Raw genomic sequence first — 25,709 nt, 5'->3', positions numbered from 1 at the left:
TCAGTTGGCCGAAGCCGGCGCCGCCTCTTCGCTCGCAGGCCGCCCGCGCAGCTGGCTCGGCCGCACGCCCTGCAGCTTCTTGAACCAGTGGGCGAAATGCGAGGTCGAGGTGAAGCCGGCCGCGATCGCGACCTCCAGGACGGGGCGATCGGAATAGAGCAGCAGCTCCCGCGCCCGGTCGATGCGCAGGGAGAGATAGTAGCGCGCCGGCGAGGTCTGCAGATAACGCAGGAACAGCCGCTCGAGCTGGCGCGGGCTCATGCCGACTTTCTCGGCGATCTCGGCGATCGAGATCGTGTCCTCGACATGGCGCTGCATCAGCCTGACCGCGCTGCGCACCGCCGGCGGCAGGCTCGTCATCCGCTCCAGCCGGCCGCCGCTCTGGTTGTCGCGCTCGTCGCGGATGCGGTCATGGTGGAACTGGTTGGCGACGCGGCGGGCGAGATCGGCGCCATGGCGCTCGGTGATCAGGTGCAGCATGAGGTCCATCGCCGCCGTGCCGCCCGAGCAGGTCATCCGGTCGCGGTCGATCTCGTAGAGCTTGTCGGTGCAGACGAGTTCGGGGAACTCTTCCTGGAAGGCGGGACGGTTCTCCCAATGAATCGTCGAGCGATAGCCGTCGAGCAGGCCGGCGCGCGCCAGCAGATAGGTGCCGGTCGAGAGCGAGCCGACGCGCACGCCGCTGCGCACCGCCTTGCGCAGGATGGCGAGATAGCGCCGCTCGTCGACCGACTGGATGCGCAGGCCGCCGCAGACGAAGAAATAATGCGAGCCGGGCAAGGCGGTCTCGGCTGCCTCGGTCGGGATCGGGATGCCGTTCGAGGCGGCGAGGACGCCACCGTCGAGGCTCGCCAGCCGCCAGCGCCAGGCCTCCCGGTCGATCAGCCGGTTGAGCGATCGCAGCGGCTCGATGGCCGAGGCGACGCTCATCATCGAGAAGCCCTCGACGAGCAGCAGCGTGACGATCTGGGTGCCGGCCGGCGCCTCGCTCATGCCTCGACCTCCTGCCTGCGATGATCCGGTCTGGAACCGATCCAAGGAAAGCGGATTTCCGACATTGTTGCAATGAAAGCGACATAGGTTCGTCGCAAAGCTTGCAGGTGAGGTCGGAATGCTCCGGCCTTGCTCCCCTGCGACAGCGCAAGATCGCGTCTATCCTCCGCCGGGGTCTCCGCCGATGATCGATCGCGACCGCATCCGCCAGCTCCTCGCCGAGCGCCGCGAGGGCTATAGCCTGCCGCAGGCCTTCTATGTCGACCCGGCGATGCACGAAACCGACATCAAGGCCGTGTTCGAGACCGACTGGCTGTTCGCCTGCAATGCCTGCGAGATCCGGAGGCCGGGCGACTACCTGACCCTGACCGTCGGCGAGAATCCGGTCGTCGTATTGCGCGATCGCGACGGGCAAGTGCGCGCCTTCCATAACAGCTGCCGGCATCGCGGCTCGCGCATCTGCGGCCATGAGAAGGGCCGCGCCAACCGGCTTGTCTGCCCCTATCACCAATGGGTCTACGAGCTCGACGGCTCGCTGCTCAACGCCCGCCAGATGCCTGAAGATTTCGACCGCTCGAGTCATGGGCTGAAGCCCGTCCATGTCGAGGTGATCTGCGGCATGGTCTATATCTGCCTCGCCGAGAGCCCGCCCGACCTTTCGCGCTATCGCGAGGCGGTGACGCCCTATATCGCGCCGCATATGCCGGAGCGCACCAAGGTCGCCTTCGAGATGACCCTGATCGAGGACGCCAACTGGAAGCTCGTCATCGAGAACAACCGCGAGTGCTACCACTGCGCCGGCAATCATCCGGAACTGCTGGTGACCCTGGTCGAATTCGCGCTGCCGAACGATCCGCGCGGGCCAGCCGAGTTCAAGGGGCTGATGGAGCGCAAGACCGCGAAATGGGATGCGCTCGGCCTGCCGCATGCGCCGGCCGATGGCGGCGAGCAATTCCGCTGCATCCGCCTGCCCTTCCATGAGGGCGCCCTATCCTTCACCATGGATGGCGGGCCGGCCTGCAACAAGCTGCTCGCCGACTTCACCGAGCCTGATCTCGGTTCGGTCCGGATGTTCCGCGTGCCGAACAACTGGAACCATTTCCTCGCCGACCACATCCTGCATTTCCGGGTGCTGCCGCTCTCGCAGGACAAGACCGCGGTGCGCACGACCTGGCTCGTGCACGAGGATGCGGTCGCGGGAGTCGATTACGACATCAAGCGGCTGACCGAGGTCTGGATCGCGACCAATGCTCAAGACGCCGAGCTCGCAGCCGTGAACCATGCCGGCATCCGCTCGATGGGCTATCAGCCCGGGCCCTACGCGCCGTCCGAGTTCATGCTGACCAATTTCACCAACTGGTATGCGGGCAAGATGGCGGCCTATGCCGGCGAGCCCGCTCCCCTGAGGATCGCGGCCGAATGAGCCTGGACAGTCTCGAAGCGCCAGCCGCCTCAGCGCCCACCACCGATCTGCTGCAGCTCACCGTCGCCGAGATCCGCGACGAGACGCATGACGTGAAGACCTTCGTCTTCCGCCCTGAGGGAGGCGCTCCGCCTCACAAGGCCGGCCAGTCGATGACGCTGAAGCTTTCGATCGGCGGCGAGACGCTGTTCCGTACCTTTTCGCTCGCCTCGGCGCCGGATGGCTCCGGCACGATCGCGATGACGATCAAGGCGCATGCCAGGGGGCGTGTCACCCGCTGGCTGCACGACGAGCTCGTGCTCGGAGCGCGGCTCGAAGGCGGGCCGCCGAAGGGCCGCTTCACCATCGATGCGCGCGTGACCGACAGGCTCGCCCTGGTCTCGGCCGGTTCGGGGGCGAGCCCGCTGATGGCGATGCTGCGCCATCTCGCGGCGACCGCGCCGGAGAGCGACGTGCACTGGCTCCATGCCGCGCGCACGCCGCGCGACATTCTCTTTGCCCGCGAACTCGCCGATTTGCAGGCGCGGATGCCCAATCTCAAGGTCGCGATGCTCGCCAGCCGGCCGGAACCCGGCTGGTTCGGCTTCGCCGGCCGGCTCGGGCGGCGACTGGTCTCGGTCGCGCTGCCGGATTACGGGCGCCGCGAAGTGTTCTGCTGCGGCCCCGCCGGCTTCATGGAGGAAGCGCGGCTGATCCACGCGGCCGAGGGCGGCGCGCGCGGGCTCTTCCATGTCGAGCATTTCGGCGCAGTCGCGCCTGTGGCTCCGCCGCCGCCGCCGGTCAACGCGCCGGCTGGGGGCTATGCGGTCAGGCTCGGCGACAAGCAATTCACCGCCCAGCCGGACGAGACGCTGCTGCAGGCCGCGACGCGCCAGACCATCGTCATCCCCTGCGGCTGCGCCTCGGGGATGTGCGGCACCTGCCGGGTCAGCCTTGTCGAAGGCTCGGTCGAGATGCGGCATGAGGGCGGGATCTCGCCGGAGGAAGAGGCGCAGGGCTACATCCTCGCCTGCTCCTCGCGGCCGCGCTCGGATGTGACGATCGCGTTGTAGGTGAAGGCTTCATTCTCCGGCGAAGCGAAGCCCAAGCCCGAGCATGAGGTTCCCTTGTTCTCTACGCTGCCAGCGCCTCGGTCGCCGCGCTCACCTGCCAGCCCTGCAATTCACGCCAGTTCGGTTCCAGCTCGGCGAAGCGTGCCAGGCTGAAAGTGGAAATGTCGGCGAAGCTGCAGGCCCCATCGACGACGAGATCGCGGATCGCCCGCCCGCTCGCCGGCGAAAGGCCGAAGCCGACGCTCGACAGCGTCGCTACCACGACATTGGCCTGGGAGGCGAGACGGTCGATCACCGGCCGCCCGTCCGGCGTGTTCTCGATCACGCCAGCCCAGGAGCGGATGATCCGGGCATGCGCCGCCTTCGGCAGCAGTTCGGCGAGGCGCTTGCCCATATGCAGCATCAGCGGCGTCGTCGGCTTCGCCGGCGTGCCCTCCTCCGCCATGGCCAGCCATTCATGCGGCCCGCCGCCATAGGCGAGGTTGCCACGCAGCGTCTGGCGCCCATAGAGCCCGCAGCCATCGACGCCGCCGAGCGGCATCAGCGGCAACGGCTCGGTCACGATCATCTCGCAGCGGGCGGACTGCACCGGCACCTCCTGCCCGAGCATGGCGGAGAGACGCCCGGTCTGCGGGCCGGCGGCTAGCACGAGGCTGTCGCAGCCGATCGGGCCGCGATTGGTCTCGACTGCGGTGACGCGGCCACCCTCTGTCCGGAAGCCGGTCACGCTGGTGTGCTGCAGGATGCGCCCGCCATGATCCTGAATCGCCCAGCCATAGCCCTGCAGCGTGCGATGGGGATTGGCATGGCCGCCGAACTTGTAGTGATAGCCGCCGACGACGGTGTCGCCCGCCAGCGGCACCATGTCCTTCGCCTGCTTGACGTCGAGCACCTCGGACTGAAAGCCCTGCCGCTCTGCGTTGCGCAAGGCGCGGCCATAGAGCGCCATCTGGTGCTCGCTCGCGGCAAGGCGCACACGCTGCGGCCGGAACTCGGTGGGATAGCCGAGCAATTCGTCCATGATCGGCCAGAGCCGCTGCTCCTCGGCGAAGAGCGGGGAATGATGGTGTGAGCAGCCGCCGCCATTGCGGCCGGACGCCTCCCAGCCGATCAGCCCCTTCTCCAGCACCAGCACGTCGACACCGTCCCGCGCCAGCCACCAGCCGGCCGAGAGGCCGGTGACACCGCCGCCAACGATGACGACGGAAGCTCCCTTGATCTCGCTCATGGCTTAAGCCTCACTCACTCGCGACAGGACCGGTCGCATCATTGCCCGCGACGGTGTAGCGGGACGGCACCTCCCAGAACGGCACCCACTGCGCGTGCATGCCGAACCAGGTGTCCCAATGCTCGGCCTGCTCGGGCGCCTCAGGGACAAGGGCGGTCATCGCCAGCGGCATCGGCCTGACCGGCGCGCGATAGCCGGCGAGCGGGATCGCCGAGAGCGGCTGCGCCGCGCCGAGCGCCAGCAGGGCTGCGACCTGCTCGCGGCAGCGGCGGCCCTGGCAGGGGCCCATGCCGGCGCGGGTCAGGCGCTTCACCTGATCGGGATTGGGCGGGCCCTCGCCGAGCAGAGCCGAGAGCGAGCGATCGTTGCGGCGCTCGTTCTGCCAGTCGAGATAGCGCGGCGGACGGATCTCGAGGATCTCGCGCGCCGTCACCTCCTCGCATTGGCAGACGTGGAATTCGGCGCGCGCCTCGATCACGCTCGCCCGGACCCAGGCGAGACGATAGGCGGAGATGTCGTAGCCCGGCGCGGACGGTGCCAGCGTTTCCGTAGCGGCGCCCTCCTCCCCGAGCGCCGCGACGGCGCGGGCGGCCTCCGCCTCGGCGATAGCGCGGTCGCGCGTCTTCTCCGCCCAGATGCCGGCGCAGTCCCCGACGGCGTAGACATTGGCGAGGCTGGTGCGCTGGCTTGCGTCGAGCACGGGGGCATAGCCGCCACGCTCGGCCTGGAACGCGACCTTGCAGCCGGCTGCATCGATCAGGTCGATGACCGGCGTCGCGCCGACCGCCAGCACGATGCCGTCGCAGGCGATCGCGCGCTCTTCGCCAACTGGGCGGCCCTCCCCGTCCAGCCTCGCGACCAGCGCTGCTTCGACGCCGTCGCGGCCGGCCGCCTCGCGCACGACATGGCCGGCCAGGAATTCGGTGCCGCCGGCGCAGAGCTTCGCCAGGAGGTCTGCATCGCCGATTGGCTCGCCCGCCTGCTCGACGATGGCGGCTATCATGACACCCGCCTCGCGCAAGGCGAACGCCGTGGTCAGCGCTTCCGTGGTCGACCCGAGGATGACGACGTTGCGCGGGCCGAAGGCGTCGTAGCGGGTCGCGAGGTTGAGCGCGGCGGTTGCGCCCATCACGCCAGGCTTCTCCCAGCCGGGGAAGCCGAGGCCCATATCGCGGCGGCCGCAGGCGAGGACGACGTGCTGGGCCTGGACGAGGATGCTGCTTTCCTCATCGGCGAGACCGGCAATGAGGCCCGGCATCCAGCCGAGCGCCGGGCCGTTGGCGTAGAGCCCCCAGCAGGCCGCGCCGAGGCGGAGATCGACGCCGGCCTCGAACGCCTCCGCGATCCGAGGCTCGGAGGCGACGAAGGCTTCCATCATGGCGTTGCGGTTGCGGGCGCTGGCGGCCATGCCCTGGCCGAAATGCAGCGGGACGTCGTCGCCCATCGTCTTGAACGGGACCGGGTTCTCGTCGACCAGCAACACGCCGAGCCCGCGCGCCGCTGCGCCGATGGCAGCTTCGAGCCCGGCCGGGCCGGCGCCGACGACGAGGACATCGACGCTCTCGGCAATGGCGAGCGGCTTGCCGGTGACGGATTTGGGATCGGAGGCCGGAAGGGTCATGGTCTGCGCTTTCGAATGACTGCGTTCATTCTTGGCGCCGGCGCCTGACGGAGCCGGCCGGTTTGCGACATCGACCGGCCGGGACGCGACATCCCGGCCCCGAGCACACGCCGACTCTGAGTACCCGCCGGCTCAGAGCACCTGCTCGAGGAAGGCGCGGGTGCGCGCCTCGCGCGGCGCACCGAAGAACTCGGCCGGCGCCGCGTGCTCGACGATCACGCCGCCATCGGTGAAGTAGACGTGATCGGCGACCTCGCGGGCGAAGCCCATCTCATGGGTGACGAGGATGCAGGTCATGCCCTCGGCCGCGAGATCGCGGATGGTGACGAGCACCTCCTTCTTGGTCTCGGGATCGAGCGCAGCGGTGACCTCGTCGAACAGCATGACCTTCGGATTCATCGCCAGCGAGCGCGCGATGGCGACGCGCTGCTGCTGGCCGCCGGAGAGCTCGCCCGGATAGGCGTCGTGCTTGTGCGAGAGGCCGACCTTGGCAAGCAGGCGCCTGGCCCGCTCCCCGACCTCGGCAGGGTCCTGCTTCAGCACATGGATCGGCGCCATCATCACGTTCTGAAGGGCCGTCTTGTGCGGGAAGAGATTGTATTGCTGGAAGACGATGCCGACGTCGCGGCGCAGCGCCAGCTTGTCCAGTGCGGCATCGTTAACCTGCCGGCCGGCGACGGTGATCGAGCCCTTGCTGATCGGCACCAGCGCGTTGATGCAGCGCAGCAGCGTCGACTTGCCGGAGCCGGACGGGCCGATGATGCAGACGGTCTCGCCGCGGCGGATGGTGAGGCTCACATCCTTGAGGACGGTGAAGGCGCCGAACGCCTTCTCGACCCCCTCGACGACGACGACCGGCTCGCCGAGTTCATGCTTGGCGGCCATGGTCATCCCTTCACGTTGAAGCGGCGTTCGAGCGCCATGGTCAGGCGCGCGATCGGGTAGCAATAGGCGAAGAACATCATCAGCAGCATGAGGTACATCGGCAGCATCAGCTCCGGCCGGCTCTCGGCGACGAGGGCGGCGCGCGTGATGGTGAGCCCGTCCTGGATGCCGACGACCGAGATCAGCGTCGTCGCCATGGTCAGGATGGCGTAGAGGTTCATCCACGGCGGCAGCATCCGCTTGAACGCCTGCGGCAGGATGATCATCCACATCGTCTGGCGGCGGGTGAAGGCGAGCGCTTCGGCCGATTCCCACTGGCCCGAGGGGATCGAGCGGATGCCGCCGCGCACGATCTCCGAGACATTGGCCGCGACCGGCAGCGCCAGGCCGATGATCGCCTTGACCCAGGCCGGGAAGGCGATGGTGACAGGCCCGAGCCTGATCTCGAAGGGCAAAAGGAACATCGCGTAGAACAGCAGCACAAGCCAGGGCGCGTTGCGGAAGAACTGCGTCGCCGCCCAGGACGGCTTGCGCAGCGCCGCCGAGGGCGAGACCTGGCCGATGCCGAAGAGCACGCCGGCGGCGGTGCCGAGCGCCATCGAGAGGACGCTGATCAGCAGGTTGAACAGGAAGCCCTGGAAGATCAGCGGCGCCCAGCGCAGGAGGATGGTGACTGCGCTATCGCGCGCTGCCGGTCCCGTCACTTGGGCCACCGCGAGCGAGGCGGCGAAGACGATGGCGACGCCGGTGACGAGGCCGGCGCTGAGGATGAAAGGCGCGGCGAGCCCGCTCGGCGAGATCGGCGACGCACGGAACGGCTTCAGCACGGGAAGATCGGTTGCAGCGGTCTTCATGGCATGTAACCGGGAATGCGCATGGCCCGCTCCCAGCGATGCATTACCCAGACCAGCACCGCGACGAGCAGCACATAGACGACGAGCAGCACGTTCATCATCTCGCGCACGTTGAACATCTCGGACCAGATTTGCGACGCCGCGTAGAGCAGTTCGGGGACGCCGATGGCGTAGGCGAGCGTCGTGGTCTTCACCAGGTTGACGAGGTTGTTGTTGAGCGCCGGCAGGCAGATGCGGAAGGCGAGCGGCAGCACGATCTGCCTCCAGAGCTGGAAGCGGGTGTAGCCGAGCGATTCCGCCGCCTCGACCATCGTTTCCGGCACCGCCTCGATGCCGGCGCGGAAGATCTCGACATTGAAGGCGCCGGCGAAGAGCGAGAAGGCGATGATCGCCCAACCCGTGCCGCTGACCAGCGGCGACTGCCCGCCGAAACCGTCCGAGACGGTCGGCAGCAGGCCGCCGACGGCAAAGTAGAAGAAGGAGAGCTGCACCAAAGGCGGCGTGTTGCGGAAGAACTGGACGTAAGCCCGCACCGCGAGCCGGCCGAGCCGCGAATTGCTGCCGGCGACCCAGACGCCGAGCAGCCCGATCGCGAGCGAGGCCAGGATCGAGACGATACAGATATAGGTCGTCGTCCACAGCCCGGTCAGGAAGCGCGAGCGGTCGAAGGCGTCGTAGAAGATCGAGAAATTGAGGCCGTAAACATCGTTCAGGCGCTCGAAAAAGGCGGCGATCATGTCCGAAATCTCGGGATGACGCGGTGCGTCATGGCCGCGCTTGACCCGAGCATCTCTGAAACCAGAACCCTCTGGTCATGAGATTCCCGGGCCAAGCGAGAATGACGCGCCGCAGCTACGAGCCGGCCTTCAACTTCTTGTTGGTCTCGATCAGATAGGGACTCTGCTTGATGCCCCATTTGGTCTCGAGCGCGAGCAGCTTGCCGCTCTTGTGCCAGTCGACCGACATCTCCTTGACCAACTTGCCGAAGGGGCCGTCGAGATCGTCGAGCCGCACGCCGATCGCCCAGAGCTGCGGGTCCTCGGAGGTCAGCGGCATCTCGTAATTCGCCCATTTCGGGTCGCCGCCCGACAGGGTCGAGACGATCAGCGTATCGTCGAACAGGAAGGCGACGCAGTTATTGCCCAGCAGCGCGTTCAACCCGTCCGGCACCGAGGGGAAGACCACCATCTCAGGCGCATAGATCTGCGAGACGCGGCGGTTGTAATAGGCGCCCTGCACCGCGCAGACCTTGCGGCCCTTCAGGTCTTCCCACTTCTTCAAGCCGGCGCTCTTGGGCGCGAGCACATTGGTGGCGCCCGCATAATAATTGGGCTCGATCATGCCGATCTGCTTGCGCCGGTCCTGCGTGTCGCCGAGCGTCGCCAGGATCATGTCGATGCGGCCCTGGCGCAGGAACTCGATGCGGTTGGCGGCGATCACCGGCACCATTTCGAGCTTGACGCCGATCTTGTCCGCGACCTCCTGGGCGAGATCGATCTCGAGGCCGACGATCTTGCCCGACGGATCGAGGAAGCCCCAGGGCTTGTAGTCGTTCTTGACGCCGACGGTGAGGACGCCCTTTTCCTTGATCTTTGCGAGCGTGTCCTGCGCGAAGGCCGGCACGGCGGCGAGCGTTGCGGCGAGTGCGAACGCCAGGGCGGTCAGTCGTTTCATCGGTCACGATCCCCTTTAGTTTTATTTGAAGCCCTAGCTTCGGGTGGATCGGCGCACAGATTTGACTGGATGCGACGCTTTCTTGACTCTCAGCGGCGAGCCGGGCGGGCTTCCTGTAGCCGCTCGGCCCGCGGTGGATGGCCGAAGCGCTCGCGATAGCTGCGCGAGAAATGGCTGGCGCTGGCGAAGCCGCAGGCGAGTGCTGTCTCCAGGATCGAGAGGCTGGTCTGGCGCAGCAGGTCGCGGGCGCGGTCGAGGCGCAAGGCGAGATAGTGCTCGCCGAGCGAACGGCCGAGATGCTGGCGGAACAGGCGTTCGAGTTGGCGCAGCGAGACATTGGCGAGGCGGGCGAGCTCCTCGCGCGGCTCGGGCGTCTCGATGGTTTGCTCCATGCGGGCGATCACGCGCAGCAAGGGCGCATGGGCGATGCCGAGCCGCTCGCGCAGCGGCATGCGCTGCGGCCCCGCCCCTTCGCGGACATGGGTCTGCAGGAACCATTCGCTGACCGCGAGCGCGAGTTCGCTGCCGTGCTCGCGGGCGATAACCCCGTGCAGCATGTCGAGCGGCGCGGTGCCGCCGCTGCAGGTCAGCCGGTCGCGATCGATCTCGTAGAGCGAACGGCGCAGATCGAGGTCGGGATATTCCTCCAGGAAAGCCGGTGCGTGCTCCCAATGGAGGGTGAACCGGTAGCCGGACAGCAGGTTGGCGCGCGCCAGCAGATAGGGCCCGCCGGAGACGCCGCCGATCCTGACGCCGCGCCGCGCCAGCTGGCGCAACCAGGCGAAGGTCGGCTGGTGATGGAACAGCGCCGGATTGCCGCCGGCGCAGACGAAGAGATAATCGAGCCGCAGCTCGGCGCCGACGCTGGCATCGGCTGCAATGGCGACGCCGTTCGAGGCCGGCGCGGCGGCGCCGTCGATCGAGACATGGCTCCAGCGATAGAGCGCCCGGCCCGAGAGCCGGTTGGCGGCGCGCAGCGGCTCGATCGCCGAGGCATAAGGCAGCAGCGCGAAGTCGGGGATCAGCAGGAAGCCGACATGGGTCGGCGCGCTGTCGTCGCTATCAGGCAATCGCGTGTCGCTATCGAGCATGTCGGCGAGCCTATGTCGGTCAATCTCGTGATGACAAGACCGCCGGACCCATCGATGCGCTATTCCATCTTCTCGCTGCTGTCGCAGACCCTTCAGGGCCATAAGGGCTGGACCCCAGCCTGGCGCGATCCCGCGCCGAAGCCCGAATACGACGTCATCATCATCGGTGGCGGCGGCCATGGCCTGGCGACGGCGCATTACCTCGCCAGCCGGCACGGCATCACCAATGTCGCGGTGCTCGAGAAGGGCTATCTCGGCTCCGGCAATGTCGGGCGCAACACCACGATCATCCGCTCGAACTACCTGCTGCCGGGCAATACCCCGTTCTACGAGCTCTCGATGAAGCTCTGGGAGGGACTGGAGCAGGACCTGAACTACAACGCCATGGTCAGCCAGCGCGGCGTGCTGAACCTCTACCATTCCGACGCGCAGCGCGACGCCTTTGCGAGGCGCGGCAATGCGATGCGGCTCGCCGGGGTCGATTCGGAATTGCTCGACACCGAGCAGGTCAGGACGATGCTGCCCTATCTCGATTTCGACAATGCCCGCTTTCCGATCCAGGGCGGGTTGCTGCAGCGTCGCGGTGGCTCGGCCCGGCACGACGCCGTCGCCTGGGGCTTCGCGCGCGCCGCCGACAGCCGCGGCGTCGACATGATCCAGAATTGCGAGGTCACCGGCATCACCATGTCAGGCGGTCGGGCGATCGGCGTCGAGACGTCGCGCGGGCCGATCCGGGCGAAGAAGATCGCCATGGCGGTCGCCGGCAACTCCTCGCGCGTCGCGGAGATGGCCGGGATGCGCCTGCCGATCGAGACCCATGTCCTGCAGGCCTTCGTCTCGGAGGGGCTGAAGCCGCTGATCGACTGCGTCGTCACCTTCGGCGCCGGCCATTTCTACATCAGCCAGTCCGACAAGGGCGGGCTCGTCTTCGGCGGCGACATTGACGGCTACAATTCCTACGCCCAGCGCGGCAACCTGCCGGTGATCGAGGACGTGATGGAATCGGCGATGGCGCTCTGGCCCGGCCTCGGCCGGGTGCGCATGCTGCGCCATTGGGGCGGCGTGATGGACATGTCGATGGACGGCTCGCCGATCATCGACACGACGCCGGTCGACGGGCTCTATCTCAACGCCGGCTGGTGCTATGGCGGATTCAAGGCCACCCCTGCCTCGGGCTTCTGCTTCGCCCATCTGATCGCGACGGGCCAGCCGCATCCGGTCGCCACCGCCTATCGGCTCGATCGCTTCGCCACAGGGCGGGTTATCGACGAAAAGGGCGCAGGCGCCCAGCCGAACCTGCACTGACCGCGCGCTGCCGAGGATCCCATGCGCATCACCTGTCCCCATTGCGGCGCGCGCGACGCCCAGGAATTCAGCTATCTCGGCGCAGCCGATCTGCAGCGCCCCGAAGGCATGGCGGCGAGCGAGGCCGCGATGGCGACTTATGTCTACCAGCGCGACAACCCGGCCGGCGTCCATCGCGAGCTCTGGTATCACGCTGCCGGCTGCCATGCCTGGCTGGTGGTGACCCGGGATACCCGCAGCCATGAGATCACAGCGGTCGAGGTTGCGAAGGTGCGCAAGGCGGGAGCGACGGCATGAGTACCCAGCCTTTCCGTCTCGCCGCCGGCGGCCTGATCGATCGCGGCCGGGCCCTGGATTTCAGCTTCGACGGCACCTCCTATCGCGGCTATGCCGGCGATACGCTGGCATCGGCTCTGCTCGCCAATGGCGTGCGCCTGGTCGGTCGCTCCTTCAAATATCATCGCCCGCGCGGCATTCTCTCGGCCGGGCCGGAGGAGCCGAACGCGCTGGTCGAACTGCGCTCCGGCGCGCGCCGGGAGCCCAACACCCGCGCGACGGTGGTCGAATTGTTCGCCGGCCTGGACGCCGCGAGCCAGAACCGCTGGCCCTCGCTCGCCTTCGACCTGCTCTCGATCAACGGACTGGTCTCGCCGGCCCTCGTCGCCGGCTTCTACTACAAGACCTTCATGTGGCCGGCCTCCTTCTGGGAGAAGCTCTACGAGCCGCTGATCCGGCGCGCCGCCGGCCTCGGCCGCGCCGCCGGCACTGAGGATCCCGACCATTACGAGAAGGCCTTCGCCTTCTGTGACCTGCTGGTGATCGGCGGCGGGCCGGCCGGCCTTGCGGCCGCGTTGGCGGCCGGGCGCAGCGGCGCCCGCGTCATCCTCTGCGACGAGGATTTCCGGCTCGGCGGACGGCTCTTGGCCGATAAGCGCGAGATCGGCGGCAAGCCGGCCACCGAATGGCTTGCTGCGACGCTGGCCGAGCTCGAAAGCCTGCCGGAGGTGCGGATCATGCCGCGCACCACCGTGTTCGGCCTCTACGATCACGGCATTTACGGCGCCGTCGAGCGGGTCGCCGACCATCTGCCGCAGCCGCCGGCGCATCTACCGCGCCAGCGCAGCTGGCGCATCCATGCCAGGCGCGCGATCCTCGCCGCCGGCGCACTCGAGCGCCCGATCGTCTTTGCGGGCAATGACCGGCCGGGCGTCATGCTGGCCGGCGCTGTGCGCGCCTATGTCAATCGCCATGGCGTGCTGCCCGGCCGCGAAACCGTGCTCTTCACAGCCGGCGACGATGGCTGGACGACAGCCCGCGACATCGCGGCCGTCGGTGGCAAGGTCGCCGCGATCATCGATTCTCGCTCCGCCGATCCGGCGCGCAAGGCGCTCGCCGACAAGCTCGGCGCGCGGCTCTTCGCCGGCGGCGCTGTGCTGGGCGCGCGCGGTGGGCGGCAGCTCGGCGGCGTCACGATCCGCGATGCCTCGGGCGCTGTGAGCGAGCTTTCCTGCGATCTGCTCGCCGTCTCCAATGGCTGGAACCCGACGCTGCACCTGACCTCGCACCAGAACGGCAAGCCGGCCTGGGACGAAGACCTGCAATGCTTTGTGCCCGGCACCGTGCCTGCCGGACTTGCGGTCGCCGGCAGCGCCGCCGGACGCTTCACGCTGGCGCAGGCGCTTGAGGATGGCGCGAGGCTGGGGAGCGAGGCAGCCGCCGAGGTGGGCGTTGCCGCCAAGCCGGCCGAGGCGGTCCCGGTGACCGATCCCGAAACGAACGGGCTTTCACCAGTCTGGCGGGTGACCGGCGGCAAGGGAAAGGCCTTCGTCGACTACCAGAACGACGTCACCGACAAGGATGTCGAGCTCGCCGCCCGCGAGGGCTTCCGGCCGGTGGAGCATCTCAAGCGCTACACCACGCTTGGCATGGCGACCGACCAGGGCAAGACCTCGAACCTCGCCGGCCTCGCGATCATGGCCGAGCAGACCGGCCGGACGATCCCGCAGACCGGCACCACCACCTTCCGCCCGCCCTATACGCCGGTCGCGATCGGCGCGCTCGCCGGCCACCATCGCGGCAAGGACTTCAGGCCGGTGCGGCTCGCGCCGACGCATGACTGGTCGAAGGAGCAGGGGGCCGTCTTCGTCGAGGCCGGGCAATGGCTGCGGGCGCAGTACTATCCGCGCCCCGGCGAAAGCGACTGGCTGACGACGGTAAACCGCGAGGTCAAGGCGGTGCGCGCCGGCGTCGGGATCTGCGACGTCTCGACGCTCGGCAAGATCGACATCCAGGGCGCGGACGCCGCCGAGTTTCTGGAGCGGGTCTACATCAACGGCTGGAAGGCGCTGCCGGTCGGCAAGGCCCGCTACGGGCTGATGCTGCGCGAGGACGGCTTCGTCATGGATGACGGCACGACCTCGCGCCTCGGCGACAGCCACTTTCTCATGACGACCACCACGGCCAATGCCGGGAAGGTGATGCAGCATCTCGAATTCTGCCATCAGGTGCTGTGGCCGGAGCTCGACATCCGCATGGTCTCGGTTTCCGAGCAATGGGCCCAGGTCGCCATCGCCGGGCCGAAGGCGCGCGAGACCCTGCGCGGTGTCGTCGATCCCGAGCACGACCTCTCCAACGAGGGCTTCCCCTATCTCGCGGCGCGTCCCGTCACGGTCGGCGGCGGCATCCCGGCGCGGCTCTTCCGCATCTCCTTCTCGGGCGAGCTCGCCTATGAGCTGGCGGTGCCCGCCGATTATGGCGATGCGATGATGCGGGCGCTGATGCAGGCGGGCGCCCCCTTCGGCATCACGCCCTACGGCACCGAGGCGCTCGGCGTGATGCGTATCGAGAAGGGCCATGTCGCCGGCAACGAGCTGAACGGCCAGACCACGGCGCGCGATCTCGGCCTCGGCAGGATGATGTCGGCGAAGAAGGATTTCGTCGGCCGCTTGATGGCCGGCCGGCAGGCCCTGGTCGAACAGGACCGGCCCTCCTTCGTCGGCTTCAAACCGGTCGACCCTGGCCAACGCCTGCGTGCCGGCGCGCATTTCATCGGCATCGGCAAGGCGGCGGTGATGGAGAATGACGAGGGCTACATGACCTCGGTCGCCTATTCCCCGCATCTGAGCCACTGGATGGGGCTTGGCCTGATCAAGGGCGGCGCCGCCCGCATCGGCGAGCGCGTGCGCGCCTATGACCCGGTGCGCAACGGCGACGTCGTCGTCGAGATCTGCTCGCCCGTCTTCGTCGATCCCGAAGGAGCCCGCCTCCATGGCTGAGACAGCACGCTCATGGGCAGCGCGCGGCGCCTGGGCCGGCATCGCGCAAGCCGGGCAGCTTGGCGCGACCGGACCGGCCGGCGTCACCGCGACCCTGCTCGACGGCTTCGGACTGGCGACGCTGATCGCCGCCCCCGGCGGAGCCGCGGCCTTGTCGCAAGCCATAGTAGCCCGGCTGGGCATTGCCCTGCCGGCGATGCCGAAGATTGCCTCGAGCGCGTCCCACGACGTGATCTGGTCCGGCCCCGATCAGTGGCTTTTGCGGGCCACCACGCGCGAAGGCTTTGGCAGCCTCCTGGAGGCGCTATCGGCTCAAGCCGCGGTCAGCGACCAGAGCGATGCGCGTGCAGCCTTGCGGCTATCCGGCCCACGAGTCCGCGACGTGCTGGCCAAGGGCGTGATGCTCGATCTCCACCCCGCCGCCTTCGCGGTCGGCGACACCGGCTTGACAAGCATCGCCCATATCGGTGTGCATCTCTGGCGGCTCGCTGATGGGCCCGACGGCTCCGTGTTCGAGATCATGGTCGCGCGCAGCATGGTGGGAAGCTTCTGGTCCTGGTTCGCCGCCTCCGCGGCCGAATTCGGCTGCCGGGTCAGCACCGGCCGAGGTTGACGGCAGCGCGCCGCGCGCCCTCCCTTCCGCCGACTTCCCAGATCTTCCGTTTTTCAGGGACCCGCGCGAGCGGGCCGATCCGTCACATGCCCGATTCTCCGATGATCCTCGCCTTGTCCTGCCCCGACCGGCCGGGCATCGTCGCCGCCGTCTCGACCTTGCTGGCAGATGCGGGCTGCAACATCCGCGACGCCCAGCAATTCGACGACACCGAGACCGGCCGCTTCTTCATGCGGGTCGTGTTCGACCGGCTCGAGGGCGCGCGCAGCGCCAGCGAAATCCGTGGCCTCGTGGACGAGCTGGCGACGCGCTTCGCGATGACGGTCTCGCTACGCGAGGCGACAGCCCGCAAGCGCATCCTGCTGCTGGTCTCGAAATTCGACCATTGCCTGGCCGACCTGATCTATCGCTGGCGTATCGGCGAACTGCCGATGGAGATCACCGGGATCGTCTCCAACCATGCCCGCGAGCACATCGCCTCGACCGATCTCGGCGACCTGCCCTTCCACCACATGCCGATCAACCGGCAGACCAAGATGGAGCAGGAAACCGAGCTCTGGCGCCTGATCCAGGAGACCCAGAGCGATCTCGTCGTGCTCGCCCGCTACATGCAGATCCTCTCGGACGGGCTCTCGGCCAAGCTCGTCGGGCGCTGCATCAACATCCACCACTCGTTTCTCCCCGGCTTCAAGGGCGCCAAGCCCTATCACCAGGCGCATGAGCGCGGCGTGAAGCTGATCGGCGCGACCGCGCACTACGTTACCTCCGATCTCGACGAGGGGCCGATCATCGAGCAGGACGTCGAGCGCATCAGCCATCGCGACACGCCCGACGACCTTGTCCGAAAGGGGCGCGACATCGAGCGGCGCGTACTGGCCCGCGCCGTACGTTACCATCTCGAGGATCGCGTGCTGCTCAACGGCAAGAAGGCCGTCGTCTTCACGGATTGATGTGAAGCTTCGGTGGAAACCGAGCCGCACAGCTCAAAGTGCGTGCCGATGACCCTCGGCGCGGTGCGCGGCCTAGAGCATTTTCGAGCGAAGTGGATGCCGGTTCGCGTGAAGAAAATGCGTCAAAACAAATAGATAGAGCATTTTCGCGATTCGAAGAAACGCGGAAATGCTCTAGGGTGCTTTGCCTCGGCTTCAGCGGGCAGCGATGACGGCTCTGAGCCGCATGCGACGCCCGCTGACTTCGGCTTGAGACTTCGCCGATACCGCCCCGACGCGGCATCGGACTTGTGTGTCAGGCAGCCCGGCGACGGCCCTTCAGATCTTTCCTGGCACCTCGACCAAGGCTTCGGCCTAGTCCGGTGGTCTTCGCCAGTTTCGAGCGGGCCTCCGCATAGTCGGGTGCAACCATCGGATAGTCGTCCGGCAGCCCCCATTTCATGCGGTACTGCTCCGGCGTCATGCCATATTTGGTCTTGAGGTGACGCCTCAGCGTCTTGAAGGCTTTGCCGTCCTCGAGGCAGATGATCGCGTCCGGCGTGATCGACTTCTTGATTGGAACGGCCGGAACCAGTTTTTTCTCGACGACCGGGGCTGCCTGGCCCAACGCAGTAAGGGCGGCGTGCGTGGTCGCTATGAGGCTTGGAAGTTCCGATCTGGGCAGGTGATTGTTCGATAGGTACGCGGCGACGATGTCGGCCGATAGGCCGACAACATCGATCTTTTGATCCGACATCATGGTCTCCCAATTCAATCCCGCTCGAAGCGGATGTTTTCAAGATCGTCTGGGGGCGAGACCAGTCGCCAAATCAATGCGTGAATAAAAGCAACAGCTGGCCGCACAAGGCGGCACTAATTGTCTGCGAGACTTAACCTCTTTCGATTAAGCAATGGCTAACCAGGTCGCCCGTCGGAAACGGGAGAGGCTCTCGCCGTCGCCGGCCTGTGTACCTGCTCTAGCTCGCCTTGGTCCTGCCGTTTGGTGACACCGTTCGCGGCCTGCCGCGCCGCCCAGGTGTCGAGGCGACGGCGCGCGACTTGTCCACTCGCGAAGCGCCAACCGCTCACGGACGAGTGATCGGCCACAGGTTGCGGAGCTGCATCGCATTCTTGACTGACGACCGAAGAGTGATAAAAGATGATTATCTTCACTCTTCAGGAATCAGGGCCTTGGCCATCAAGCCGCGATACGAACCCGATGAAGCCCGCGAGCACATCCTCGATGCTGCCGAAGGACTGTTTCGTCGTGTTGGCTACGCCAAGACCACGATCGCCGACATCGCCAATGCGCTGGATATGTCGAGCGCCAATATCTATCGCTTTTTCCCGGGCAAGAGCGCCATCAACGACGGCTTGTGCCGTCGCATGCTCGCCGAGCTGCATGACTATGCCGAGAGCTTCGTCACCGCGCCCGGTCCGGTCTCGTCGCGGGTCGAGGCGATGATCGTGGGCGTGCATCTGCGCAACAAGGCGCGCTTCACCGACGAGGCGACCGTGCATGAGATGGTCGCCGTCGCCATGCAGGAGAACTGGCAGGCGGTCGAGGAGCATATCGCCTACATGGCCGAGCTCTTCGGCCGAATGATCGCGCAGGGCATCGCCAGCGGCGAGTTCGAAGCGTGCGAAGTCGAGGCCTATGCCAAGACGCTCTGCTTTGCCTGCTGCGGCGCCTTCCATCCGACCATGATCGCCGAAGTCAGGCCGGACACCACCGAGGACGATGTCCGCCGTCTCGCCCGCCTGCTCATCCGCGGGCTCGCCACGGCACCGGCCGCGCCTTTCGCCAATCCCGGACGCAACCCATGAACCTCTACCCGACACCCCGCCGCCTTGCCCTTGCCGCCGTCCTCGCCGCCGCCGGCGCCCTTGCCGCTTGCGACAGGCCCGCCGATGCCGCGAAGGCCGAGCCCAGCCGACCGGTGAGCACCACGCAAGTGCGCTTTGCGCCCGCCGCGGCGCCGCGCACGCTGGTCGGCGTCGTCCGGGCCCGCATCGAGAGCAATCTGGGCTTCCGCGTCACCGGCAAGATCGCCGAACGCCTCGTCGATCGCGGCGCCGTCGTGAAGGCGGGCCAACCGCTCGCCACCCTCGACAGGACAGACTGGACGCTGCAATTGCAGCAGGCCCAGTCCGCCCTCGCCTCCGCGCAGGCCGCCCGCGACCAGGCGGTGGCCGAACGTGGCCGGATCACCTCCTTGCGCGGTCGCGGCTGGTCGACCAATTCGGATTTCGACAGGGCGAACGCCACCGCCGACCAGGCGATCTCGGCCTATGACCAGGCCGCCAAGGCGGTGACGCTGGCCCAGAACACCCTCTCCTATGCCACGCTGGTCGCAGATGCCGACGGCGTGGTGACCGCGACCCTCGGCGAGCCGGGCCAGGTCGTTGCCGCCGGACAGGCCGTGATCAGCCTGGCGCATGCCGACGCTCGCGAGGCCGATGTCTCGATCCCCGAGACCCTGATCGACAAGGCCCGCACCGGTACCGCGACGGTGACCCTGTGGTCGCGCCCCGACAAGGTCTACCAGGCGAAATTGCGCGAGCTCACCCCTTCGGCCGACGCAGCGACACGCACCTATCCGGCCCGCTTCTCGATCGAGGGGGCCGGGCCGGAGGTCGATCTCGGCATGACCGCGACGGTGACGCTCGCCGATGCCTCGTCCGTCGTGGCACGCCTGCCTCTGGGCGCGATCCTCGACGAGGGCCACGGCCCGGCGGTGTTCGTGATCGATCCGGTCACCAGGACGCTCACGTCGCGCCCGGTGACGGTCGCCGCCTACGATGCCCAGGACGCCCTCGTGTCCAAGGGTCTTTCCGACGGCGAGACCGTCGTCGCGCTCGGCGTGCACAAGCTCCGTGCCGGCGAGACGGTGCGGCTCGCGAGCAGCGCCGCCGGCGGGTGAGCCCGGCGACGGCACTCCTCGTCCCGAGAACGCTTCAGCAGCTTTATTCCGCGGCTGGCCGGGCAGGCTCGCCGCCCGTCCGGGAGCCACGTGATGGCGAGCAATGACATCAAGCCGGTCGAGGCCGATCACGGCACGCATGGTCGCTTCAACCTCTCGGCCTGGGCGGTCGCGCACAAGCCGCTGGCGCTGTTCTTCGTCATCGCGCTCGCGATCGGAGGGGCCCTCGCCTATCTCAATCTCGGCCGTGCGGAAGACCCGAACTTCACCATCAAGGTCGCCAATGTCACGGCGGTGTGGCCGGGCGCGACCTCGCAGGAGATGCAGGACCAGGTCGCCGACCAGATCGAGAAGAAGCTCGAGGAGCTGCCCTATTTCTACCGTGCGCGCACCTATGTGACGCCGGGCTTCATGGCCCTGCAATTGTCGCTGCGCGACGAGACGCCGCCAAAGATGGTGCCGGAACTGTTCTACCAGCTCCGCAAGAAGCTGACCGACATCCAGCCCGACATGCCAGCCGGGCTGATCGGCCCCAACGTCAATGATGAATTCGGCGATGTCGACAGCCTGCTCTTCATGATCACCGGCAAGGGCGCGAGCTACCGCCAGCTCAAGGACCAGGCCGACGCCATGAAGAAGGCGCTGCTGCGCGTGCCCGACGTCACCAAGGTCAATCTCTACGGCGACCAGCAGCAGACCATCTTCGTCGATTTCGACACGGCCAAGCTCGCCAGCCTCGGCGTCTCCCCGCAGACCATCTTCGACAGTCTCGCCAAGCAGAATTCGGTGACGCCGGCCGGCACTTTCGAAACCGGCGCCCAGCGCATTCCGCTGCGCGTCACCGGCGCGTTCAACGGGGTCGAGGCGGTGAAGGCGACGCCGGTCTCGGCCAATGGCGCCCTGTTCCGCCTGTCCGACATCGCAAGCGTCACCGCCGGCTATGCCGACCCGCCGAGCTTCCTGGTCCGCCAGGGCAGCGAGCCGGCGCTCGGGATCGGCGTCGTGATGGCCAAGGGCGCCAACATCCTCACCTTCGGCAAGAATGTGCAGGCGGCCGTCGACAGGTTCACCTCCGGCATGCCCGTCGGCATCGACGTCACCCAGATCGCCGACCAGCCGGCCGTGGTCGACCATGCCGTCTTCGAGTTCCTGCGCTCCTTCCTCGAAGCGCTCGTCATCGTGCTCGGCGTCAGCTTCCTCTCGCTGGGCTGGCGCACCGGCATCGTCGTCGCGACATCGGTGCCGCTGGTCCTGGCCGTGGTCGTGCTGGTGATGAACATGCTCGGCATGGACCTCAACCGCATCACGCTCGGCGCCCTCATCATCGCGCTCGGCCTTTTGGTCGACGATGCCATCATCGCGGTGGAGATGATGGTGGTGAAGATGGAACAGGGCTGGGCGCGCGAGCGTGCCGCCGCCTTCGCCTGGACCTCGACCGCCTTCCCCATGCTCACCGGCACGCTGGTCACCGCGATCGGCTTCGTGCCGATCGGCTTTGCCGTCTCGGCGGTGGGCGAATATGCCGGCGGCATCTTCTGGGTGGTGGCGATCGCCCTGATCGCCTCCTGGGTGGTGGCGGTGGTGTTCACCCCGCTCTTCGGCGTGCTGCTGCTGCCCAATTTCAAGAGCCACGCCCATCCCGACCCGGAGGCGATCTACAACACCCGCCTCTACAACATGCTGCGCGCCGTGGTGCGCTTCTGCGTGCGCCGGCGGCTGACCGTGACGATGGCGACGCTTGCCGTCTTCGCCGGGGCGGTCGTCGCCTTCGGCCATGTGCAGCAGCAGTTCTTCCCGATCTCCGACCGGCCCGAGCTCTTCTTCGAGATCCGCATGCCGGCCGGTACCTCGATCAATGCCACCAAGGCCGTCGCGATCAAGGGCGAGCGGCTGATCGACGGTGATCCCGACATCAAGAGCTACACCACCTATGTCGGTCAGGGCTCGCCGCGCTTCTGGCTCGGTCTCAACCCGCAACTGCCCGATACGGCCTATGCGCAGATCGTCATCCTGCCGGAGAACGTCGAGGCGCGCGAACGCGTGAAGGCGAAGATCGAGAAGGCGCTCAGTGACGGCGCCCTGTCCGAGGCGCGCGTCCGCGTCACGCGCTTCGACTTCGGTCCGCCGGTCGACTACCCCGTGGAGTTCCGGGTGGTGGGCACCGATCCGCTCAAGATCCGGGACATCGCCGAGCAGGTGCGCAAGACCATGCTCGCCGACAAGCGCGTCATCGATCCCAACCTGCAATGGAACGAGCGCCAGCCCTCGATGAGGCTCGTGGTCGACCAGGACCGCGCCCGGGCGCTCGGCCTGACGCCGCAGGATGTGGCGCAGACGCTGCAATTGCTGGTCAACGGCGCCACCATCACCACCGTTCGCGACGGCATCGAGGACATCGCGGTGGTGGCGCGCGCCTCCGCCGGCGAGCGCCTCGATCCCTCCCGGATCGGAGACCTCAACCTGCTGTCGCGCGACGGACGAGCCGTGCCGGTGGCACAGATCGCTCGTATCGAACGGACCGCGGAGGAACCTCTGATCTGGCGTCAGAACCGCGACATGATGCTGTCGGTGCGCGGTCGCGTGATCGACGGCGTGCAGGCGCCCGACGTGACCGGCGGGATCTATCCCCAGCTCAAGCCGATCATCGACGCGCTGCCGCAGGATTATCGCATCGATATCGGCGGAGCGATCGAGGAATCGGGCAAGGCCAACGACTCCATCTTCAAGCTGTTCCCGCTGATGCTGGCGCTGATGCTCACCGTGCTGATGGTGCAGTTGCAGAGCTTCTCCCGGCTCTTCCTCGTCTTCCTCACGGCCCCGCTCGGCATCATCGGCGCCTCGCTCGGCCTCAACCTCGCCGGACGGCCCTTTGGCTTCGTCGCCCTGCTCGGTCTCATCGCCCTTGCCGGCATGATCATGCGCAACACCGTGATCCTGGTCGATCAGATCGAGGCGGACGTCGCCGCCGGCGGGCATACGCGCCGCGAGGCGATCGTCGAAGCCACGGTGCGACGTGCCCGGCCGGTGATCCTGACGGCCCTCGCCGCGATCCTCGCCATGATTCCGCTATCGGGAAGCGCCTTCTGGGGCCCGATGGCGACCACGATCATGGGCGGGCTGTTCGTCGCCACCTTCCTCACCCTGCTCTTCCTGCCGGCGCTCTACGCCTTGTGGTTCCGCAAGAGCCTCGACCAGCGGGCGACGCCGGCCGAAGCGCCGGCCGCTGCGGTGCAAGAGGAGGCGCTACCGGCCTTCGCAGGCAGGCGAATGGCAGCGGAGTAGGTTCGCAGGAAGGCAGCCGCCGTGCATGCCGAGCTGATTTCCCCTCCTCTTCCGAGATAAGCCTTCCACGGCCTTCAAGGGAAAGGGGGCGCATTTCAATAACGCCGCCCCGCCTACCTGTCCCGAATGTAATCGTTGCGATCTAGGGTGATTTTTGGTAATTCTCAAAAACCATGATCTTTGACTGTGGATATTTATGTCCGCATACCTCTTCTGCGACTCGTATGCAGAAGCTCACATTCTGTGTTAGTAAAAATACAGTCCGCAAAAATAAAATATCAGATAACCTAAATAGCCTGAAAGCTGCGAGTAATGACTTAAGAAAAATCTTCTGAGTATTGGTTGGGAACGCGTTCATCTAGCATATTCTCTCGTTATAGCGCGCACCGCAACACATCGAGCCACTCAAACGTCCTACAATGTCAGAATCAGGGCGCAATGGTCCGAGACCTCGGGCTCGGTAACCACAGTGAAATCCGCCACGTCCACGCGATCGTTTACAAACATGTAGTCGGCAAATTTTCCTGCCTTCGAATAGTGAGACGTGCGGGTGCTGCCGAACCCCCGTGCGGTGACGAGGTCGACCAGACCGATACGGCCGAGGATTTCAAACGTTCGGCTCCCGGGCTCGACGTTGAAGTCTCCACAGACGATTACAGGATCGTCCGGTTCTGCGATCTGCTGGACGAGCTCCGCCAGCCGGTTGGCTTGTGCGATCCGTTCGGGGATATCGGCCTTTCCCCCTGGATCGCGCAAGCCGTGCATGTGGGCGACGCAGACGAACCGCGCCTTTGCGAAATCGAAGACCCGGACGACGTGAGCGCTTCGAGACCTCGGGTGCTCGCCATAGCCATCGGGCGAGAAGGCTTTGTGTACGAAGCCTTGCACCTGACCTGTGATCGGCAGGGTGCGGTGCACGAATGTTGCAAGCCCCCACTGGGAAGGGATGGATGATGCTCCATCCCAGAGTACGCCTTGCGCGGCCGGACAGAAGATTGGCGTGTGGTCCGGAAGGACACTCGCGACATCGCGAAACAGGTTCGCCCGTTGCGGGAGGACGTAGCCTCCGTCCCGGTATGTCAGCCAATCCTTCGTGGTCTCAGGGCTATGCACCACCTCCTGCAAGCAGAGGATGTCTGGAGATGACGATCCCAGGTAGGCAATGAGCGGCGCGTGGAGCTTCCCGCCCCAGCCGTTCAGACACATGATCTTCATCTATCAGCCTTGAGCCTCGACGGGGCCACGCCCGCTGGCGTTGTAGCGGCGACAACGTCTTGGGGTCGATAGCCTCCTGACCAATTGCCTGGGCGGCCGCAATGTCGAGGTCCGCTCGGAGCTCCGTGCCGGTGCGCTTCCGACCCGTGTCGGCCGTTGATTGAGAGCTACCTCACGCTTCCATCGACCAGGTGGAACGAGCCCTGGCTTCGAGGCTACGGCCATTCAGGATTGCCGGCAGCGGGCCCAGTCCACGAGGCGGGTGAGGAAGGCGTCGGCGGCGTCGAGCTCGGAGCGCTCGATCCATTCGTCGGGCTGGTGCGCCTGTGCGATCGATCCCGGCCCGCACACCACCGCGGATATGCCGGCGGCCTGGAAGAAGCCGGCCTCGGTGCCGAAGGGCAGCGCGAAGGGCGGACCGATGCCCCCGAGCGCGGCGGCCACGACCAGCGCCGGCTCGCCGCCGGAGGCCCAGAGGGGCGGAACATGGATATGCCGGCGCGTCGACTGGCGGACCTCCGGCGGCATTGCGCGCGCCAGATAGGCTGAGACCAGTTGCTCGGTCTCGCCGGCATCCTGTGGCGTCACCGGCCTGAACTCCCACAGCACCTCGCAGGCTGATGGCACGATATTGATCGCCGAGCCGCCCACGATCCGGCCGATATTGATGGTCGTCCTGTCGCTCCCCGTTCCGGTCCGATGTCCCACGGATTTCAGGAAGCCAATGAAATCCGCGGCGGGATAGATCGCGCTGGCGCCGGCGCTCGGATCGCTCGAATGCGCCGCCCTGCCCTCGAATCGCGTGCGGAAGCCGAGAAAGCCGCGATGGCGATCGCCGAGGCGCATCCCGGTCGGCTCGCCGATGATGGCAAGCTCCGGCTTGCCCTCATGCGCCAGCAGATCCTCGATCAGGCTGGGCACGCCGAGGCAGCCGACCTCCTCGTCATAGGACAGGGCGATATGGATGGGCCGCGCGAGGTCTGCGGCCGCGAAGCCGTCCGCAGCGGCGAGGCACGCCGCGACGAAGCCCTTCATATCGGCGGCGCCGCGGCCATAAAGCTTGCCATCGCGCTCGGTCAGGGCGAACGGGTCGGACGACCAGGTCTGGTCGTCGACCGGAACGACATCGGTATGGCCCGAGAGCACGACGCCGCCTGGCGCCCGCGGCCCGAAGCTGGCGAGGATATTGGCCTTGCTCCGGCTGTCGTCATGGCTCAGCCGAATGCGCGCGCCGGCGCTGCCGAGCCGGTCGGCGACGCGTTCGACGAGCGCCAGGTTCGACCGGCTCGACACCGTGTCGAAGCCGACCAGTTCCTCCAGCAGCGCGACTGTCCCGGTCATCGCC

General features: G+C 67.0%; 21 protein-coding genes. 10 read left to right on the top strand and 11 right to left on the bottom strand.

Annotation, left to right across the window (positions count from 1 at the left end):
• Positions 1–993 carry a GlxA family transcriptional regulator gene (locus tag EV560_RS14850; RefSeq protein WP_131856547.1) on the bottom strand — a complete coding sequence of 331 codons (993 nt, stop codon included), beginning with the start codon at positions 991–993 and terminating at the stop codon, positions 1–3.
• A gap of 184 nt (positions 994–1,177) precedes the next feature.
• On the opposite strand from EV560_RS14850, the gene EV560_RS14845 reads away from it, so the two are divergent.
• The gene (locus tag EV560_RS14845) at positions 1,178–2,416 is read left to right on the top strand and encodes an aromatic ring-hydroxylating oxygenase subunit alpha (protein WP_207908032.1); all 1,239 of its coding nucleotides are present in this window, start codon (positions 1,178–1,180) and stop codon (positions 2,414–2,416) included.
• A complete protein-coding gene (locus EV560_RS14840) occupies positions 2,413–3,468 on the top strand; it encodes an FAD-binding oxidoreductase (RefSeq protein ID WP_131856546.1) in 1,056 nt (351 codons plus the stop codon). The genes EV560_RS14845 and EV560_RS14840 overlap by 4 nt, the downstream gene beginning before the upstream one ends.
• A gap of 61 nt (positions 3,469–3,529) precedes the next feature.
• On the opposite strand, the gene EV560_RS14835 is transcribed toward EV560_RS14840, so the two are convergent.
• The 7 genes from EV560_RS14835 to EV560_RS14805 form a co-directional block, all read right to left on the bottom strand.
• Positions 3,530–4,696: an NAD(P)/FAD-dependent oxidoreductase gene (locus EV560_RS14835; protein ID WP_131856545.1), complete on the bottom strand. Its 1,167-nt coding sequence runs from the start codon at positions 4,694–4,696 to the stop codon at positions 3,530–3,532.
• A gap of 10 nt (positions 4,697–4,706) precedes the next feature.
• Complete coding sequence (locus EV560_RS14830) at positions 4,707–6,317, bottom strand: FAD-dependent oxidoreductase (RefSeq protein ID WP_131856544.1); 1,611 nt, start codon at positions 6,315–6,317, stop codon at positions 4,707–4,709.
• A gap of 132 nt (positions 6,318–6,449) precedes the next feature.
• Complete coding sequence (locus EV560_RS14825; RefSeq protein ID WP_465247007.1) at positions 6,450–7,208, bottom strand: amino acid ABC transporter ATP-binding protein; 759 nt, start codon at positions 7,206–7,208, stop codon at positions 6,450–6,452.
• On the bottom strand, positions 7,205–8,056 hold the full coding sequence (locus EV560_RS14820; protein WP_131856542.1) for an amino acid ABC transporter permease: 852 nt from the start codon (positions 8,054–8,056) through the stop codon (positions 7,205–7,207). Before EV560_RS14820 ends, EV560_RS14825 begins: the two co-directional genes overlap by 4 nt.
• Positions 8,053–8,793 (bottom strand): amino acid ABC transporter permease, encoded by a 741-nt coding sequence (locus EV560_RS14815; protein WP_131856541.1) that lies wholly within the window; start codon positions 8,791–8,793, stop codon positions 8,053–8,055. The genes EV560_RS14820 and EV560_RS14815 overlap by 4 nt, the downstream gene beginning before the upstream one ends.
• A 115-nt stretch (positions 8,794–8,908) precedes the next feature.
• Positions 8,909–9,730 carry a transporter substrate-binding domain-containing protein gene (locus tag EV560_RS14810; protein WP_131856540.1) on the bottom strand — a complete coding sequence of 274 codons (822 nt, stop codon included), beginning with the start codon at positions 9,728–9,730 and terminating at the stop codon, positions 8,909–8,911.
• 89 nt (positions 9,731–9,819) lie between these two features.
• The gene (locus tag EV560_RS14805; RefSeq protein ID WP_131856539.1) at positions 9,820–10,821 is read right to left on the bottom strand and encodes a GlxA family transcriptional regulator; all 1,002 of its coding nucleotides are present in this window, start codon (positions 10,819–10,821) and stop codon (positions 9,820–9,822) included.
• Positions 10,822–10,875: 54 nt separating this feature from the next.
• Between EV560_RS14805 and EV560_RS14800 the strand changes: the two genes are divergently transcribed.
• The 5 genes from EV560_RS14800 to purU all read left to right on the top strand — a co-directional run bounded on the left by EV560_RS14800 (position 10,876) and on the right by purU (position 16,964).
• On the top strand, positions 10,876–12,126 hold the full coding sequence (locus EV560_RS14800; protein ID WP_131856538.1) for a sarcosine oxidase subunit beta family protein: 1,251 nt from the start codon (positions 10,876–10,878) through the stop codon (positions 12,124–12,126).
• 21 nt (positions 12,127–12,147) lie between these two features.
• Positions 12,148–12,423: a sarcosine oxidase subunit delta gene (locus tag EV560_RS14795; RefSeq protein WP_131856537.1), complete on the top strand. Its 276-nt coding sequence runs from the start codon at positions 12,148–12,150 to the stop codon at positions 12,421–12,423.
• Complete coding sequence (locus tag EV560_RS14790) at positions 12,420–15,401, top strand: sarcosine oxidase subunit alpha family protein (protein WP_131856536.1); 2,982 nt, start codon at positions 12,420–12,422, stop codon at positions 15,399–15,401. Before EV560_RS14795 ends, EV560_RS14790 begins: the two co-directional genes overlap by 4 nt.
• Positions 15,394–16,014, top strand: coding sequence for a sarcosine oxidase subunit gamma (locus EV560_RS14785; protein ID WP_131856535.1), 621 nt, complete (start codon positions 15,394–15,396; stop codon positions 16,012–16,014). Before EV560_RS14790 ends, EV560_RS14785 begins: the two co-directional genes overlap by 8 nt.
• 86 nt (positions 16,015–16,100) lie before the next feature.
• Positions 16,101–16,964 carry a formyltetrahydrofolate deformylase gene (gene purU / locus EV560_RS14780; protein ID WP_207908031.1) on the top strand — a complete coding sequence of 288 codons (864 nt, stop codon included), beginning with the start codon at positions 16,101–16,103 and terminating at the stop codon, positions 16,962–16,964.
• 295 nt (positions 16,965–17,259) lie between these two features.
• Here purU and EV560_RS14775 read toward each other — a convergent pair whose 3' ends face one another.
• On the bottom strand, positions 17,260–17,700 hold the full coding sequence (locus EV560_RS14775) for a Ros/MucR family transcriptional regulator (protein WP_131856534.1): 441 nt from the start codon (positions 17,698–17,700) through the stop codon (positions 17,260–17,262).
• A gap of 230 nt (positions 17,701–17,930) precedes the next feature.
• On the opposite strand from EV560_RS14775, the gene EV560_RS14765 reads away from it, so the two are divergent.
• The 3 genes from EV560_RS14765 to EV560_RS14755 all read left to right on the top strand — a co-directional run bounded on the left by EV560_RS14765 (position 17,931) and on the right by EV560_RS14755 (position 23,149).
• Positions 17,931–18,770, top strand: a complete 840-nt coding sequence (locus EV560_RS14765) for a TetR/AcrR family transcriptional regulator (RefSeq protein ID WP_131856533.1) — start codon at positions 17,931–17,933, stop codon at positions 18,768–18,770.
• Complete coding sequence (locus EV560_RS14760) at positions 18,767–19,867, top strand: efflux RND transporter periplasmic adaptor subunit (protein ID WP_131856532.1); 1,101 nt, start codon at positions 18,767–18,769, stop codon at positions 19,865–19,867. The genes EV560_RS14765 and EV560_RS14760 overlap by 4 nt, the downstream gene beginning before the upstream one ends.
• 93 nt (positions 19,868–19,960) lie before the next feature.
• Positions 19,961–23,149: an efflux RND transporter permease subunit gene (locus EV560_RS14755; protein WP_131856531.1), complete on the top strand. Its 3,189-nt coding sequence runs from the start codon at positions 19,961–19,963 to the stop codon at positions 23,147–23,149.
• Between the two features lie 414 nt (positions 23,150–23,563).
• Here EV560_RS14755 and EV560_RS14750 read toward each other — a convergent pair whose 3' ends face one another.
• On the bottom strand, positions 23,564–24,364 hold the full coding sequence (locus EV560_RS14750; RefSeq protein WP_131856530.1) for an endonuclease/exonuclease/phosphatase family protein: 801 nt from the start codon (positions 24,362–24,364) through the stop codon (positions 23,564–23,566).
• A 225-nt stretch (positions 24,365–24,589) separates the two neighbouring features.
• Complete coding sequence (gene argE / locus EV560_RS14745) at positions 24,590–25,705, bottom strand: acetylornithine deacetylase (protein ID WP_131856529.1); 1,116 nt, start codon at positions 25,703–25,705, stop codon at positions 24,590–24,592.
• Between the last annotated feature and the right edge of the window lie 4 nt (positions 25,706–25,709).

This window comes from Allobosea sp. BK604 (assembly GCF_004341515.1).
Lineage (GTDB): Bacteria > Pseudomonadota > Alphaproteobacteria > Rhizobiales > Beijerinckiaceae > Allobosea.
Note: the sequence above shows the minus strand (reverse complement) of the source record. Positions and strands in the feature narration are given on the sequence as shown.